The sequence below is a fragment of the Duganella sp. sic0402 genome (assembly GCF_019219065.1).
GTDB lineage: Bacteria > Pseudomonadota > Gammaproteobacteria > Burkholderiales > Burkholderiaceae_D > Rugamonas.
Map to the genome: position 1 here is coordinate 69,546 of NZ_JAHUWK010000005.1, position 15,118 is coordinate 84,663.

11 protein-coding genes are annotated in these 15,118 nt (G+C 62.3%); 4 read left to right on the forward strand and 7 right to left on the reverse strand.

The window, feature by feature from the left end; genetic code table 11:
• The first annotated feature begins 1 nt into the window (after position 1).
• Entirely contained in the window at positions 2-1,900 is a 1,899-nt protein-coding gene (glp, locus tag KW842_RS14280) for a gephyrin-like molybdotransferase Glp (protein WP_218304779.1), read from the forward strand.
• Here glp and KW842_RS14285 read toward each other — a convergent pair.
• The 5 genes from KW842_RS14285 to cqsA all read right to left on the reverse strand — a co-directional run bounded on the left by KW842_RS14285 (position 1,875) and on the right by cqsA (position 6,771).
• Positions 1,875-3,002 carry an MFS transporter gene (locus KW842_RS14285; RefSeq protein WP_218304780.1) on the reverse strand — a complete coding sequence of 376 codons (1,128 nt, stop codon included), beginning with the start codon at positions 3,000-3,002 and terminating at the stop codon, positions 1,875-1,877. The genes glp and KW842_RS14285 overlap by 26 nt on opposite strands.
• 5 nt (positions 3,003-3,007) lie before the next feature.
• Entirely contained in the window at positions 3,008-3,787 is a 780-nt protein-coding gene (locus KW842_RS14290; protein ID WP_218304781.1) for a DeoR/GlpR family DNA-binding transcription regulator, read from the reverse strand.
• 64 nt (positions 3,788-3,851) lie between these two features.
• Complete coding sequence (locus KW842_RS14295; protein ID WP_218304782.1) at positions 3,852-5,126, reverse strand: DNA recombination protein RmuC; 1,275 nt, start codon at positions 5,124-5,126, stop codon at positions 3,852-3,854.
• A gap of 4 nt (positions 5,127-5,130) precedes the next feature.
• Positions 5,131-5,523 carry a group II truncated hemoglobin gene (locus KW842_RS14300; RefSeq protein ID WP_218304783.1) on the reverse strand — a complete coding sequence of 131 codons (393 nt, stop codon included), beginning with the start codon at positions 5,521-5,523 and terminating at the stop codon, positions 5,131-5,133.
• 15 nt (positions 5,524-5,538) lie between these two features.
• On the reverse strand, positions 5,539-6,771 hold the full coding sequence (gene cqsA, locus KW842_RS14305) for an alpha-hydroxyketone-type quorum-sensing autoinducer synthase (RefSeq protein WP_218304784.1): 1,233 nt from the start codon (positions 6,769-6,771) through the stop codon (positions 5,539-5,541).
• Positions 6,772-6,942: 171 nt separating this feature from the next.
• Between cqsA and KW842_RS14310 the strand changes: the two genes are divergently transcribed.
• Positions 6,943-8,202, forward strand: a complete 1,260-nt coding sequence (locus KW842_RS14310; RefSeq protein ID WP_218304785.1) for a HAMP domain-containing sensor histidine kinase — start codon at positions 6,943-6,945, stop codon at positions 8,200-8,202.
• A 3-nt stretch (positions 8,203-8,205) separates the two neighbouring features.
• Positions 8,206-9,213, forward strand: coding sequence for a hypothetical protein (locus KW842_RS14315; RefSeq protein ID WP_218304786.1), 1,008 nt, complete (start codon positions 8,206-8,208; stop codon positions 9,211-9,213).
• On the opposite strand, the gene KW842_RS14320 is transcribed toward KW842_RS14315, so the two are convergent.
• Together KW842_RS14320 and KW842_RS14325 are read right to left on the reverse strand one after the other, a co-directional pair.
• Entirely contained in the window at positions 9,210-11,744 is a 2,535-nt protein-coding gene (locus KW842_RS14320; protein ID WP_218304787.1) for an ABC transporter permease, read from the reverse strand. The two genes, KW842_RS14315 and KW842_RS14320, sit on opposite strands and share 4 nt — an antisense overlap.
• Positions 11,745-12,752 carry an adenosine deaminase gene (locus KW842_RS14325; RefSeq protein WP_218304788.1) on the reverse strand — a complete coding sequence of 336 codons (1,008 nt, stop codon included), beginning with the start codon at positions 12,750-12,752 and terminating at the stop codon, positions 11,745-11,747.
• A gap of 441 nt (positions 12,753-13,193) precedes the next feature.
• Between KW842_RS14325 and KW842_RS14330 the strand changes: the two genes are divergently transcribed.
• The gene (locus tag KW842_RS14330; protein ID WP_218304789.1) at positions 13,194-15,116 is read left to right on the forward strand and encodes a PrkA family serine protein kinase; all 1,923 of its coding nucleotides are present in this window, start codon (positions 13,194-13,196) and stop codon (positions 15,114-15,116) included.
• Positions 15,117-15,118: the final 2 nt, after the last annotated feature.

Consider the following 15,118-nt stretch of genomic DNA (forward strand, 5'->3'; position numbering starts at 1 on the left):
TTTGTCTTTGAAGAACAAGGTCACGGGACTGATACTGGCAGGCGGCCGTGGTACCCGCATGGGCCGCGTGGACAAGGGCTTGCAGCCGTTTCGCGGCGCAACGCTGGTGGCGCATGTGCTGGCGCGGCTGGCGCCTCAAGTGGCGTCGGTGGCAATCAACGCCAATCGCAATCTGCCGCAGTACCAGGCGGTGGCCGGCGAGTCGCCGGTGCTGCCGGACTATCTGGATGGTTTTGCCGGGCCGCTGGCGGGCTTGCAGGTTGGCTTGCAGTTCTGCCCCACCGGACTGCTGCTGACGGCGCCGTGCGACTCGCCATTCTTCCCGCTGGATATGGCCGAGCGCCTGCACGCGGCCATGGAGGCGGAAGGCGCCGATCTGGCGATGGCGGTGACGATGGAGCACGATCCCGAGCAGCCGGAAGCGGCGCCATTCCGCCAGCCGCACCCGGTCTTCAGCCTGGTGAAGAGCAGCGTGCTGCCGCAGCTGGAGACCTACCTTGAAACCGGTGCGCGCCGCATGGAAGGCTTCTACAAAACGCTGCACGTGGCGGAAGTGCTGTTCGACGACAGCGCCGCCTTCGGCAACATCAACACCCTCGAAGACCTGCACCACCACGAGCGCAGCACCGCACCGGCGCCCAGCAGCCGCGCACCGGACGCTGATCCAGCCGCACTGGCGGTCGAGGATGCGCAGCGCCTGATCTGCGCGCGCGTCGCGCCGGTCGAGGCGACCGAGCAGCTGTCGCTGCTGGCCGCTTTAGACCGCGTGCTGGCCGCAGACATCATCTCGCCGATCAACGTCCCCGCCTACGACAACTCGGCGATGGACGGCTATGCGCTGCGCGGCCAGGACCTGCCGACCGAAGGCGCGAGCGCCAAGTTTAAGACCATCGGCGTCGCCTACGCCGGCCACCCGTTCACGCAAGCGCCGCACGCCAACGAATGCGTGCGCATCATGACCGGCGCCGCCATCCCGCCCGGCTGCGACAGCGTGCTGCCGCAGGAACTCGCTGCCAACATCAACGACGATGACGTCACTATCACCCACAACGCCATCCGCGCCGGCGCCAACCTGCGCCGCGCCGGTGAAGACCTGCAAGCCGGCGGCATCGCCATCGCCCAGGGCAAGCTGCTGCGCCCTGCGGATCTGGGGCTGATCGCCTCCCTCGGCATCGGCGAAGTCACGGTCAAGCGCAAGCTGAAAGTTGCCTTCTTCTCCACCGGCGACGAACTGCGCTCACTCGGCGAAAAGCTTGAAGACGGCTGCGTCTACGACAGCAACCGCTACACCCTGTTCGGCATGCTGCAACGACTCGGCTGCGAAGTGATCGACATGGGCGTGGTGCGCGACGATCCGCAAGCGCTGGAAGCCGCGCTGCGCCAGGCCGCCGCCAGCGCCGACGCCATCATCACTTCCGGCGGCGTCTCCGAAGGTGCGGCCGACTACACGCGCGACATCATGGCGCTGCTGGGCGACGTCGCCTTCTGGAAGCTGGCCATGCGCCCCGGCCGGCCGCTGGCCTTCGGCAAAGTGCAAGCGGGGCAGGACAGCGCCTGGTTATTCGGCCTGCCCGGCAACCCGGTCGCCGTCATGGTGTCGTTCTACCTGTTCGCCCGCCCCGCCCTGCTGCGCATGATGGGCGCCGACAGCGCACTGCAAACCATGCAGGCGCGCGCCACGCAAGCGATCCGCAAGCGCCCTGGCCGCACCGAGTATCAGCGCGGCATCGTCAGCAAGAGCGATGACGGCACACCGCAAGTACGCCTCACCGGCGCCCAGGGTTCCGGCATCCTCAGCTCTATGACCGAGGCCAACTGCATCGTCGTGCTGCACCACGACCAGGCCAACGTCGCCGCTGGCCAAACGGTCGACGTTATGCTGTTCGACGGGCTTGTGTAGCCACCAGCAGCATGCCGGCGGCCAGCGCCGCAAAGGCCCACTGCAAGCCGACGGCATGCGCAACAAAACCGATCAGCCCCGGCCCCGCCAGAATCCCGGCGTAGCCGATGGTTGAAATCGCGCTGACCGCCAGCCCGGCCGGCATGTCTTGCTGATTGCCGGCCGCCGAAAACAGCACCGGGACGATATTCGACGCGCCGCAACCGATCAGCGCAAAGCCCGGCAGCGCCAGCCACGCCGATGGCGCCAGCACCACGATCAGGAAGCCCGCAGCGGCAGCCACTCCGCCCAGCAGCAAGATGCGGCGACCGCCCCAGCGCTGCACGATCTTGTCGCCATTCAGGCGGCCGATGGTCATCGCCACCGCAAACGCCGCATAACCGAGGCCGCCCTGTGCGCCGCGCATGCCGCCATCGGTCAGCATCACCGCACTCCAGTCGAGCACCGCGCCTTCGGCCAGGAACACGAACATGCACAGCACGCCGATCAGCACCACGGCGCCGCGCGGCACCACCAGAAACGGCGCGTCGCGCTCCGCCGCCGGCGCTTCGCGCAGCAGATGCGGCCCCGCCACCAGCAGCACGCCCGCCACCACGATGGTCATCGCCACCGAAGCGCTGACGATGTCCATGCCGAGCCACAGCATCAGGCTCATGCCGCCGGCGCCAGCGATGCCACCGACACTGAACATGCCATGGAAGCCCGACATCAGCGCACTGCCATAGTCCTTCTCGACGATTACCGCCTGCACGTTCATCGAGACATCCAGCGTGCCGATGGCGGCGCCGAACAGGAACAAGGTCAATCCCAGCAAGGGTGCGCTGGGCGCGATCGCCAGGAATGGGAACACCGCGCAGCAGGCCAGGCCTGACCACAGCACCACGCGGCGGCAGCCGAAGCGCGCTGCCAGCACGCCAGTCACCGGCATTGCCAGCAGCGAGCCGATACCGAGACACAGCAACAGCAAACCCAGTTGCGCAGCTTCGACACCAGTGCGGGTTTGCGCATACGGCACCAGCGGCGCCCACGAAGACATGGCCATGCCGGCCGCCAGGAAAGCCAGGCGCGTCGATACGCGCTGTTTTAAACCAGTAGTTTTCATTGCATTCACGCGCCGGCACGCAGCAGGCGGGTGCCAGCGGCCGCATAGGCCTCCGCAACATCCACGCCGGTTTCCGCTTCGACGATCAGGTGGGTTAATTGGGAAATCGGCAGCACATGGTAGGACGCCACGGCGCCGATCTTGCTGCCGGTGGCGACGACTGCGGTGGCCTTGCTGTGTGCCGCCAGGCGGCGCTTGAACTCCGCCTCCTCGTAATCGACCGCCGTGACGCCGGCCTGCACATCGACACCGCAGGCGCCGATGAAATACAGGTCGGGATGGATCAGCTCCAACTCGCGCATGGCGGTGGCGCCGACGCTGCCGCCCAGGCTTTGCCTGATGCGGCCACCGATCATGATCAGGTCCACATGCGGCCTGTCGAGCAGACGCGCGGCGATCGATGGCGCGTTGGTCAGCACCGTCACCGGCGCGACCGGCAGCGCTTCGGCAACAGCGAGATTACTGCTGCCGGCATCGAGGAAGATGGTGCTGCCCGGCGCCACCAGCTTGACGGCCGCTGCGGCCAGGCGCGACTTGCCATCCTGCCCGCGCTCCATGCGCTGTACCAGCGTGCCGGCTTCGGGACCGGGCGGCATGCGCACGGCGCCGCCGTAAACCTTCTGGCACAGGCCAGCGGCAGCCAGATCGCGCAGATCGCGGCGGATGGTGTCTTCTGTGACGTGAAGCTGACGCGCCAGCGCTGCGGCCAGCACGCGACCTTCAGCATGCAGTTGCTTAAATATTAATTCATGCCGCTCGGGCAGCAGTAGAGGTTCGGGTTTCATGCGTGCATTGTACACAAATACGCATCAATGCGTACAAATGCGCACAATTAAGCACAAACAAGGATTACTCCGTGTCGAGGTCACCTTTATCCGGATCAGCGCCCATCAGCAATTGCGCCTGCTCACTCGGCAGCGCCTCCACCGTTTTCAGCTTGCGCGCCATGGCGCGGCTGCGCGTTTCGGCCGATTCGATATTCTTGGCGGCGCGTTCCAGCGTCAACTTGGTGGCAGCCAGCACGTCGCCGAATTTGGAGAACTCGGTTTTCACCGCGCCCAGCACCTGCCACACTTCCGACGAACGCTTTTCCAGCGCCAAGGTGCGGAAGCCCATTTGCAGGCTGTTGAGCAGCGCGGTCAGCGTCGACGGACCGGCGATGCTGATGCGGTTGACGCGCTGTAGTTCATCGGCCAGGCCGGGACGGCGCATCACTTCCGCGTACAGTCCTTCGGTCGGCAGGAACAGGATCGCAAAGTCAGTGGTGTGCGGCGGCGACACGTATTTCTCGGAGATGGTCTTGGCTTCCACCCGCACCGCGCGTTCCAGTTCGCGGCCGGCCAGCGCCACGCCTTCGGCATCGGCGTTGTCGGCAGCTTCCAGCAGACGCTCGTACTGCTCCTTCGGGAACTTGGCGTCGATCGGCATCCACACCGGCTGGCCGTTGTCGCCCTGGCCTGGCAGCTTGAGCGCAAACTCCACCCGCGCACCGCTACCGGCGATGGTTTCAACGTTCTTCGCATATTGATCGGGCGTGAGAACCTGCTCCAGCAACATCTCCAGCTGTACCTCGCCCCAGGTACCGCGCGTCTTCACATTGGTCAGCACCCGTTTCAGATCGCCGACGCCGAGCGCCAGTTGCTGCATTTCGCCCAGGCCCTGATGCACGCGCTCCAGCCGTTCGGACACCTGCTGGAACGAAGCGTTCAATCGCGACTCCAGCGTGGCGTGAAGTTTCTCATCCACCGTCTTGCGCATCTCTTCCAGCCGAGCGCCATTGTCGGCCTGCAGATCCTTGATCTTCACTTCCAGCGTGGCGCGTATCTCCTCCATGCGTTGATGCATGGTGTCGGAGAACAGCTTCAGGCTGCGCGCCTGCTCGTTGCGGCCAACCAGCCCTTGCGCTTCGAGCTGGCGGCGCATGGCTTCAAACTGCTGCACGGAGGCGGCATTGCTGGCCTGGGCGGTGGTCTGCAACTGCATGCGCACTTCCCGCTCGACGCGTTCGATGCGCTCCGCCAGATCAGCCGCCGGTGCGCTGCGGGAACGCAGCATCGCCAGCACCTGCAACGCAATCACGATGGCCAGCGCGGCCAGCAAGACGAAAAACTCGATCTGGCTCATGGCATCAATCCGGTTTGTTACGCATCCAGTCCGCAGTCTGGAAGAAGGAATTCATCAGACGCACGCGCAGCTCGGTGTCGATGCCGACATCCTCCATTGCCCATGCCATGCAGCGCAGCCACTGGTCGCGCTCCTGCGTGCCGATGGCGAACGGCATGTGGCGCATGCGCAGGCGTGGATGGCCGTGCGCCTGCTGGTACAGATCCGGGCCACCCATCCAGCCGCTGAGGAACATGAACAGACGCTGATTGGCGTTGTCCAGCGATGGACCATGCACGGAGCGCAGCAGTTTGAACTCCGGTTCAAGTTCCATCAGATCATAAAAGCGGTTGACCATCTCGCGGATGGTCGACTCGCCGCCAATTACTTCATAGAGGGTACGGGATTCTTCAGTCATACCCTCCATCATAACTTATACCAAGGCCAGTCTGCGCAGGCGCCGCGTGGATGACCAGCTGTCCAGATCCATCTGTTCGCGTATCGCCTCGCAAGCGTCAACGATGCGCGCCAGCTGCCCCTGATTCAGCCCGGAATTGAGCGTCAGCCGCACCAGCGATCGGTTCTTCGGCGTGGCAGGCGCGCAGAACATGGCGCCATATACGCCATGCTGTTCCAGCAGCTTGCGCAGCGCCAGCGTGCGCGGTTCTGCCCCCGCCTCCAGCGCGATGATCTGCTCCGTACCATCGCTGACGTTGTAGCCTAATGCGCTCAAGTCCGCACGCAGCGCGCGGGCATGCGCATGCAGCGCGGTGCGGCGATCATCGGCGGCGGCGATGAAGTCGATGGCTGCGTCGAACCACGCCAGCTCATGCCCCAGCATGCAAGAACTAAAAATCGCCGGGCGCGACTCGGACAGGAAGTAACCCTTGAAGTAACTGGAACAGCTAATGAAACCCGCGCGTCCAGCAAACGCCTTGGCCAGCGACGCCGTTCGGAAATGAACACGTTCACTCAACCCCAGTTGCGCCACCAGCCCGGCCCCGCGCGGCCCATGCGTACCTAGCGAATGCGATTCGTCGACAATCAGCATGCAGCCGCTGCGCTCGGCAATCTCCACCAGCTCCACCAATGGTGCGATGCTGCCGTTGGTGCTGTACAGCGCGTCGACCACGATCAGGCCGCGTCCGTGGCGCTGTAACTGCTTCTGCAAATGCTCCATGTCGTTGTGCAGGAAGGACACCGGCAGCGCACCTGCGGACTGCACGCCTTCCCATAGCGAGGCATGCGCCTGCATGTCGAGATACACCGGAATCTCCGGCCCGGCCAGCGTCTGCACCAGCCCCACATTCGCCGCCCATCCGGACTGCGCCAGAATGCCATCCTCAGCCCCCATGAAGTACGCCAGTTTGCGCTCCAGCCGGTGCTGTGCGCTGCCCTCCTGCAAATACACGGCCGACATCAGCAACTCGCCCTGCTGCTGGCGTAGCGCTGCGACCTGCGCCTCCACCAGCGCCGGCTCGCCGGCCAGGCACAGGTAGTCATTCCCGGCGAGGAACACCGCACCGGCCGGCGTCGCTTGCCAGGCGTGCGGATGCTCGCCGCCTAATAGCTGCTCAATGCGGGTGATGTAATGCAGATCCATGCGACGGGTCAGAAAATCCGGCAGATCAAAGCAAGCTTGTTTCTTGGCAATAGCGTAAGTCATGAGGTATCTCCTTGAGATTGAACAAGAATGGTTGCCTTTTGCGAACGGCAGTCGCCACCATGCGGGAAAAAAACTCACCGAGATTGATACGTATCAATGACCGCTTTGATATCGAATAAGCGCGAGCAAATTAGGGCGATGATGGTCACTTGGTAAAAATCAATCGCCGCCATGAAGCTCTCACTGCATGAACGCCTTAAACGCCGGCAGTATGGACTGTTGCAGTCGCTGCTGCTTTACCATGGCCGCGAAGACCATGCGACCGTGCGCGTGCTGCTGCTGGCTTGCATCGGCACGGTAGGCATGCCTTTGTTCTATGTAATCTGGCAGCACTTCTTCCCGCAGCAGTACGAATCGCTGCCACTGCGGCTGCTCGGCATTTTGCTGTGCGTACTGGGCCTGTTCGCGCGCCAGTTCAGCCAGCAGATGCTCAATCTGTACCTGCTGGTGGCACTCAGCTACATCTTTCCGTTCTTCTTTACTTTCATGTTTTTGATGAACCATGCATCCGGAGTGTGGAGTGAATCGTTGCTGATCGGCCTGGTGGTGCTATTCCACTTCGATACCGGACTGGCGCTGCGCGCCTACGCCATCGGCACGGTGCTGGCGTGCGTGGCGGCGACGGCCATGGGCAACGGCCAGTTACTGTTCAGCCAGGAGGTGCTACAGCAGTTGCCAATCCACTGGTTCACCATCGCCGTGCTCTCCGTCGCCAAGATCAGCCGCCATGTGCTGGCGCAGGAAAAGCTGGCCGGCATGGGCGCGGGGCTGGCCACCGTCGCGCATGAATTGCGCACGCCACTCACCAGCGTGGACGCCAATGTGCGTGGCCTGCTGCGCGTCGCCGCCGCCCACCCGGTCCAGGATGAGCGTGACAGCACGGTCGAAGCGCTAGGGCGGATTCAGTTTGAGGTGCGCCACATGAACCACATGATTGACCTGTTCCTGCTGAGCGCCACAGCGGTGCGGAAAAACCTGCACCCATCGGAAACGGTGTCGATGGAGAGCGTGGTGGAGGCAGTACTCAAGCGCTACCCCTTCTCCAGCAGCAAGCAGCAAAAGACAGTTCAGCTGGAGCTGCGGCATAACTTCCAGTTTGCTGGCCAGACCGAGCTGGCGGTGGTGGTGCTGCTTAACCTGCTGCGCAACGCCTTGCGCGCCGTGCAGCGCGCCGGCAAGGGGCGCGTGCGTATCGTCATCGATGGCGGCCACCAGCCGCCACGCCTGCTGTTCATCGACACCGGCTGCGGCATTCCGCCGTCGCAGATGGCGCTGATCTTCCGTCGTTTTTATTCGCATCCACCGCACAACGGTGCCGGCATCGGCCTGGCCCTGTGCCGTGAAATCATGGATGCGTGGAGCGCCGGCATACGTTGCGTATCGCGCGAGAACGCCTACGCCATCTTCATTCTGGAGTTCCCCGCGAGGTAAATCATGCACCTGCCTGTTTACGCCCATCCAACGCTGACCGTGCTGATCGACGACAGCGATTCATTCCTGAGCAGCCTGTCCTTCCAGCTGGACTCCGCGCTGGCCAACAAGACCTTTCACGACACCAGCGCGGCGCTGCACTGGCTGTGCGCCGGCACGCCCGGCAATGGCATACCGCTGCACGTCAACTTCGACATGCACAACCTGCCAGCCGATCAATGCAATGTGGCGCTGGACCTGGAGCGCATCTACCGCATCGCCGAACAACGCGAACGCTTCGCCACGCCATCGGTGCTGGTGGTGGATTACTCGATGCCGCAAATGAACGGGTTGGAATTTTGCGCAGCGGTGGCGCATCTGCCGTGCAAGAAGATCCTGTTCACCGGCGCGGCCGACGAGAAAATCGCTGTCGTCGCCTTCAACCGCGGCCTGATCGACCGCTACATCAAAAAGAGCGACGATCACGCCCTGGACATACTGGAAATGGAGATCAACGCCATGCAGGACTGCTATTTCGACAGCCGTTCCGATACGCTGCGCGAACTGGTGGCGCTGCACGATTACCGCTTCCTGACCGATCCGGCGCTGACGGAGGTGGTGCAGGAGCTCAAGCGCACGCTGGGCTTTGTGGAACACTACATCTTTCCCAACCCGGCCGGCATCCTGTTCCTCGACCGGCACGGCAAGGCTACGCTGATGATGATCGAAACCGAACAAGGCATACAGGCGCAGTACGAAATCGCCCGCGACAGCGATGCGCCACGCTCGCTACTGAATGCGCTGCTGGAGCGGCATGTACTGACGTTTTTTCACGACCCGCATGGCGACGGCATGTACACCAGCGGCATGGCGAAGCACTGGCACCGCTACAGCGCAGCGCCGCGCATCTGCTACGGCACAGAGACGTATTATTGGGCGCTGTTCGACCTGCCCGCGCATTACTTTGCGCAGCGTCCGTACACCTATGCGCAGTACCTGCGCGAGCCGCAGCCGCAGTTCATCGCTGCTTAGGCTTCGCGCAGCGTTTGCAGCGGCGGCTGGCGCAGCACATTGCGCAGTCCCAGCCAGCCGCCGGCGATGGCGCACAGCGCACCGGCCACCAGTCCGACCAGCCATACCGCAGGGCTGAATTCCCAGGCGAACTTGAACTGATAGGTGGCCAGCGCCCAGCCCATGGCTGCCGCGCCAGTCGCCGCCAGCACGCCGGACAGCGCGCCAACCAGCGTGAATTCGATCAGCTGCGCCTGCGACAGCTGCTTGCGGGTCGCGCCCAGCGCGCGCAGCAGGCCGGCCTCGCGGGTGCGTTCGTCCTGCGATCCCATCAGCGCCGCGTACAGCACCAGCACACCGGAAGCCAGCGTAAAGATGAACAGGAACTCCACCGCAGTGATCACCTGGTCCAGCACCGCCTGTACCTGGCGCAGGATGCCGCCGACATCAACGATGGTCAGGTTGGGATAATCACGCGTCAGCGCATTCATCACCGCACCCTGGCCGGCCGGCAGGTGGAAGGCGCTGATCCAGCTTTGCGAGATATCGTTCATCGCCGCCGGATTGATGATGGCGAAGAAGTTGACCCGCATCGAACCCCAATCCAGCTTGCGGATGCTGGTGATGGTGACATCCACCGGCGAGCCGGCGATATCGAAGCGCAGCTTGTCGCCCAGCTTCCAGCGCAGTGTCTTGGCGATGCCCTCTTCCACCGACACTTCCGGCGCGCCCGGCTTGTCCTCAAACCATTTGCCCTGCACGATCTTGTTCTCGGCCTGCATCTGCGCCATGGTCGATAGATTGAATTCGCGATCGGCCAGGCCGCGTGCGCGGTCTTCCGTGTAGGTCTCGGCGGTGACCGGCAGGCCGTTCACCTGGGTCAGGCGGCCGCGTATCATCGGGTATTGCGGCGCGTAGTTGACGCCTGCCGCCTTCAGGCGCCTGGCGATATCCTCCCCCTGCTCCGGCTGGATATTGATGATGAAGCGGTTCGGCGCATCGGCCGGCGTGGCGTTGCGCCAGGCCGTCATCAGGTCGCCGCGCACCACCGTCAGCACCAGTAGCGCCATCATGCCCAGCGCCAGCGACACCACCTGCACCATGGTGGCGCCGGGACGCCGCTGCAAGGAGGTGATCGCGAAGCGCCAGCCCTGATGATCGATCAGGCCGCGCAGCGAACGCAGCGAGCGCAATCCCAGCCAGGCCACCAGGCCGAATACGGCAAATGCGCCCAGGAAGCCCAGCGCCGTGTACAGCGCCATTTTCGGATCGCCCGCCTGCCACAGCAGCAGTGCCACAAAGCCGGCCATGCCGATGCCGTAGGTGGCCAGGGCGCTGACTTTCGGCGGCTCCTGCTCGCGGCGGATCACGCGGTTGTGCGGCACCTTGCGCAGTTGCAGAATAGGCGGCAGCGCAAACGCGGCCAGCAGCAGGATGCCGATCGCCATGCCCTGCAAGGCCGGGAAGATGGTCGGCGCCGGCAGTTCCGAGGACACCAGCGAACCCAATACCTCCAGCAGCACATAGTGCGCACCGAAACCAACTGCCACGCCCAGCGCACTGCCGATCACGCCAACCAGCAGGAATTCAATCAGGTACATGGCCGTCACCTGGTTTTGCGTCAGCCCCAGGCAACGCAGCATGGCGCAGGCATCCAGGTGGCGCTGCATGAAGCGGCGCGCGGCCATCGCCACGGCCACCGCCGCCAGCATGGCCGACAGCAGGCCGACCAGCGACAGAAAGCGGTCGGCGCGTTCCAGCGTGGTTTCCATTTCAGGACGGCCGTCGAGCGACTCCACACGCACGCCCTTGATGTTGTTGCTCTTGATGGCCGCTTTCAGCCATTCCTCATAGGCCTTGGCGACTTGCGCGCCATCCTTCAGCGACGGCGGCGCACCGACCAGCATGCGGTAGTTGACGCGCGAGCCGGGCTGAATCAGATTGGTCGCATCCAGGTCCTCCAGCGCAAACATCACGCGCGGTGCAAAAGCCAGGAAGTTGGCGCCACGGTCCGGCTCGGCAGCGATCAATTGGGTGATGGTGAATTTCTTGTCGCCCAACTGGATCTGCTGGCCGACGCCGGTGTTCAGGCTACCCAGCAGACCAGGCTCTACCCACACGGTGCCGGCTGTCGGCACGCCGGTGGCGGCGACGCCGATGCTTTGCTCGGCTTGCGCGGCGTCACTGGTGGTCTTGACCTTGCCGCGCAATGGATAGCCGGGGCCGACGGCTTTCAATGCCGACAGCACCGATGTCGATTGTTCGCCCTCGCCTGCCTGCGCCATGCTGGGGAAGCTGATGGTGTCGGTCACCACCAGTCCGCGCTGCACGGCTTGCGCGCGCCAGTCAGCGCGCACCGGCAGGTCGGCGCTGACCACCACGTCAGCGCCCAGCAGTTGGTGCGCGTCGCGATCCAGGCCGCTGCGCAGGCGGTCGATGAAGAAGCCGGTGGCGGACAAGGCGGCCACCGCCACCGTCAGCGCGATCAGCAGAAAGCGCAGCTGGCCGGCGCGCCAGTCGCGCGCCGTCATATTGAGGGCGAGTTTGAACATTTAGACCTTGGCGAAAAATGCGTCCACTTCATCGAGGAACTTTTGCTTTTGCTCAGCAGGCAGGAAGGCAGCCGCGAAGCCGTTGCGCGCCAGGCGCTGTGCGTGCGACAGGCCCAGCGGCAGTGCCTCAAACGTGGCGATGAAGTTGTCGTTCATATAGCCGCCGAAGTAAGCCGGGTCATCCGAATTGACGGTGGCGACAATCCCCGCATCCAGCAGCTCCAGCAGATTATGCTGATCCATCTTATCGAACACGCACAGCTTGATATTCGACAGCGGGCACACCGTCAGCGCCATCTGCTCTTTCGCCAGACGCTCAGTCAGCGCCTGGTCTTCCAGGCAGCGCACGCCGTGGTCGATGCGCTCCACCTTCAGCGTATCCAGCGCGGTGTAGATGTACTCCGGCGGACCTTCTTCTCCGGCGTGCGCCACCAGGTGCAGGCCCAGTTCGCGACAGCGGGCAAACACGCGCGCGAATTTCTCCGGCGGGTTGCCGACTTCCGATGAGTCCAGGCCAACGCCGATGAATTTATCGCGGTATGGCAGCGCCGCATCCAGCGTGGCGATCGCATCCTCTTCCGACAAATGGCGCAGGAAGCACAGGATCAGCGTGGCGCTGACCGGGCTGTCCTGGCAGGCGCGGTGGATGCCGTCGATGACCACCTTGATATCGACGCCGCGCGCAGTATGCGTTTGCGGATCGAAGAAGATTTCGGTGTGACGCACATTGTCTTCTTCGGCGCGCTTCAGATAGGCGGCCGTCATGTCATAGAAATCCTGCTCCTGCAACAGCACGCTGGCGCCAGCATAGTAGATGTCGAGGAAGGATTGCAGATCGGTGAAGGCATACGCCGCGCGCAGTTCTTCCACCGAAGCGTAAGCCAGCTTGACGCCGTTACGTTCGGCCAGCGCGAAGATCAGCTCCGGCTCCAGCGAGCCTTCGATGTGGATGTGCAGCTCGGCTTTCGGCATCTGCTGCAAAACGCGGCGCAATTGTTCATTCAACATAATGATATTTCCTGTTACTTGGGTGACTTAATGAAGCATCTTATCTCATGCGGCGGATAGCGTGTCAGCACATCTTCGCAAGCCGTGTTACTGTGGTGTTCAAGGACCAGAAAACACCATCCGGAGCGCGTGTTTTACGCGTAATTTTCTTTTTGAATCATGCAGTTACAAAAGGGTATTAACGATATTACGACATACCTTTTGACTTCCTGCACCAATAGCGCAATAATCAATTTCATAGACGTAAGAAGCGTTACGACCAACACATAAAGCCGCCATCCGGCCATAAAGCCAGCTCAAAGACACGGGCAATCCGCGTCACCAAAGGAAGCTGACCAGAAGAAAAATAATACAGAGAGGACTCAACGAACCAGAGCCAGGGCAGGCGAACTGCCGGTGACTCGTGACAAGCAGGTTTCCATCATTAAAGGACATTCAAACATGACCATTTTTGACAACTACGCCGCACGATACGAACGGACCAAAGAAGAAGAGATGTCCATGAAGGAGTATCTCGAACTTTGCAAGAAAGACCGGCTCACCTACGCCAGCGCCGCCGAGCGCATGCTGGCCGCCATCGGCGAACCTACCCTGGTCGACACGCGCAACGACACGCGCTTGTCGCGCATCTTCGCCAACAAGGTGATCAAGATTTATCCGGCTTTCCGCGAGTTCTACGGCACCGAGGAAGTGATCGAGCAGGTGGTGTCCTACTTCCGCCACGCGGCGCAGGGACTGGAGGAGCGCAAGCAGATCCTCTACCTGCTGGGCCCGGTGGGCGGCGGCAAATCGTCGATCGCGGAAAAGCTCAAGTCGCTGATGGAACATGTGCCCTTCTATTGCCTGAAAGGCTCGCCGGTCAACGAGTCGCCGCTGGGCCTGTTCAACGAGGACGAGGACGGCACCATTCTGGAAGAAGACTACGGCATTCCACGCCGCTACCTGCGCAATATCCCGTCGCCGTGGGCGGTCAAGCGCCTGCACGAATTCAATGGCGACATCAACCAGTTCCGCGTGGTAAAGCGCTACCCGTCTGTGCTGAAACAGATCGGCATTTCCAAGACTGAGCCGGGCGACGAAAACAATCAGGACATTTCCTCGCTGGTCGGCAAGGTCGATATCCGCAAGCTGGAAGATTATTCGCAGGACGATCCCGATGCCTACAGCTACTCTGGCGGCCTGTGCCTGGCCAATCAGGGCCTGATGGAATTCGTCGAGATGTTCAAGGCGCCGATCAAGGTACTGCATCCGCTGCTGACCGCCACCCAGGAAGGCAACTACAAGGGCACCGAAGGTTTCGGCGCGATCCCGTTTGACGGCGTGGTGCTGGCGCACTCGAATGAGTCCGAGTGGAAAACCTTCAAGAACAACCGCAACAATGAAGCCTTCCTTGACCGTATCTACATCGTCAAAGTGCCGTACTGCCTGCGCGTCACCGACGAGATCAAGATTTACGACAAGCTGCTGTTCAATTCCTCACTGTCGAGTGCGCCTTGCGCGCCGGGCACCTTGCGCATGATGGCGCAGTTCGCCATCCTGTCGCGGCTGAAAGATCCTGAGAACTCCAGCATCTTCAGCAAGATGCTGGTCTACGATGGTGACAATCTGAAGGACACCGATCCGAAAGCCAAATCCATCCACGAGTATGGCGATTACGCCGGCGTGGATGAGGGCATGAATGGGCTGTCGACGCGCTTTGCCTTCAAGATCCTGTCCAAGGTGTTTAACTTCGACAATACCGAAGTGGCGGCCAATCCGGTGCACCTGCTGTATGTGCTGGAGCAGCAGGTCGAGCGCGAGCAGTTCCCACCCGAGCTGGAGCAGAAATACTTCTCGTACATCAAGGAGCATCTGGCGCAGCGCTATGTCGAATTCATCGGCAAGGAGATACAGACGGCGTATCTGGAATCGTATTCCGAATATGGCCAGAATATCTTCGACCGCTACGTGACCTTTGCCGACTTCTGGATACAGGATCAGGAATACCGCGATCCGGACACCGGCGAAAGCTTCGACCGCGAGTCGCTCAACAACGAGCTGGAGAAAATCGAGAAGCCGGCCGGGATTTCGAATCCGAAAGACTTCCGCAACGAGATCGTCAACTTCGGCCTGCGCGCGCGCGCCAACAACGGCGGCAAGAATCCGGCGTGGACCAGCTATGAGAAGTTCCGCACCGTGATCGAGAAGAAAATGTTCTCCAATACCGAGGAACTGCTGCCGGTGATTTCGTTCAACGCCAAAGCCAGCGCGGAGGATGCCAACAAGCATGCCGACTTCGTCGCGCGCATGGTCGAGAAAGGCTATACAGCCAAGCAGGTACGGCTGCTGTGCGAATGGTATCTGCGCGTGAGGAAGTCCTCGTAACA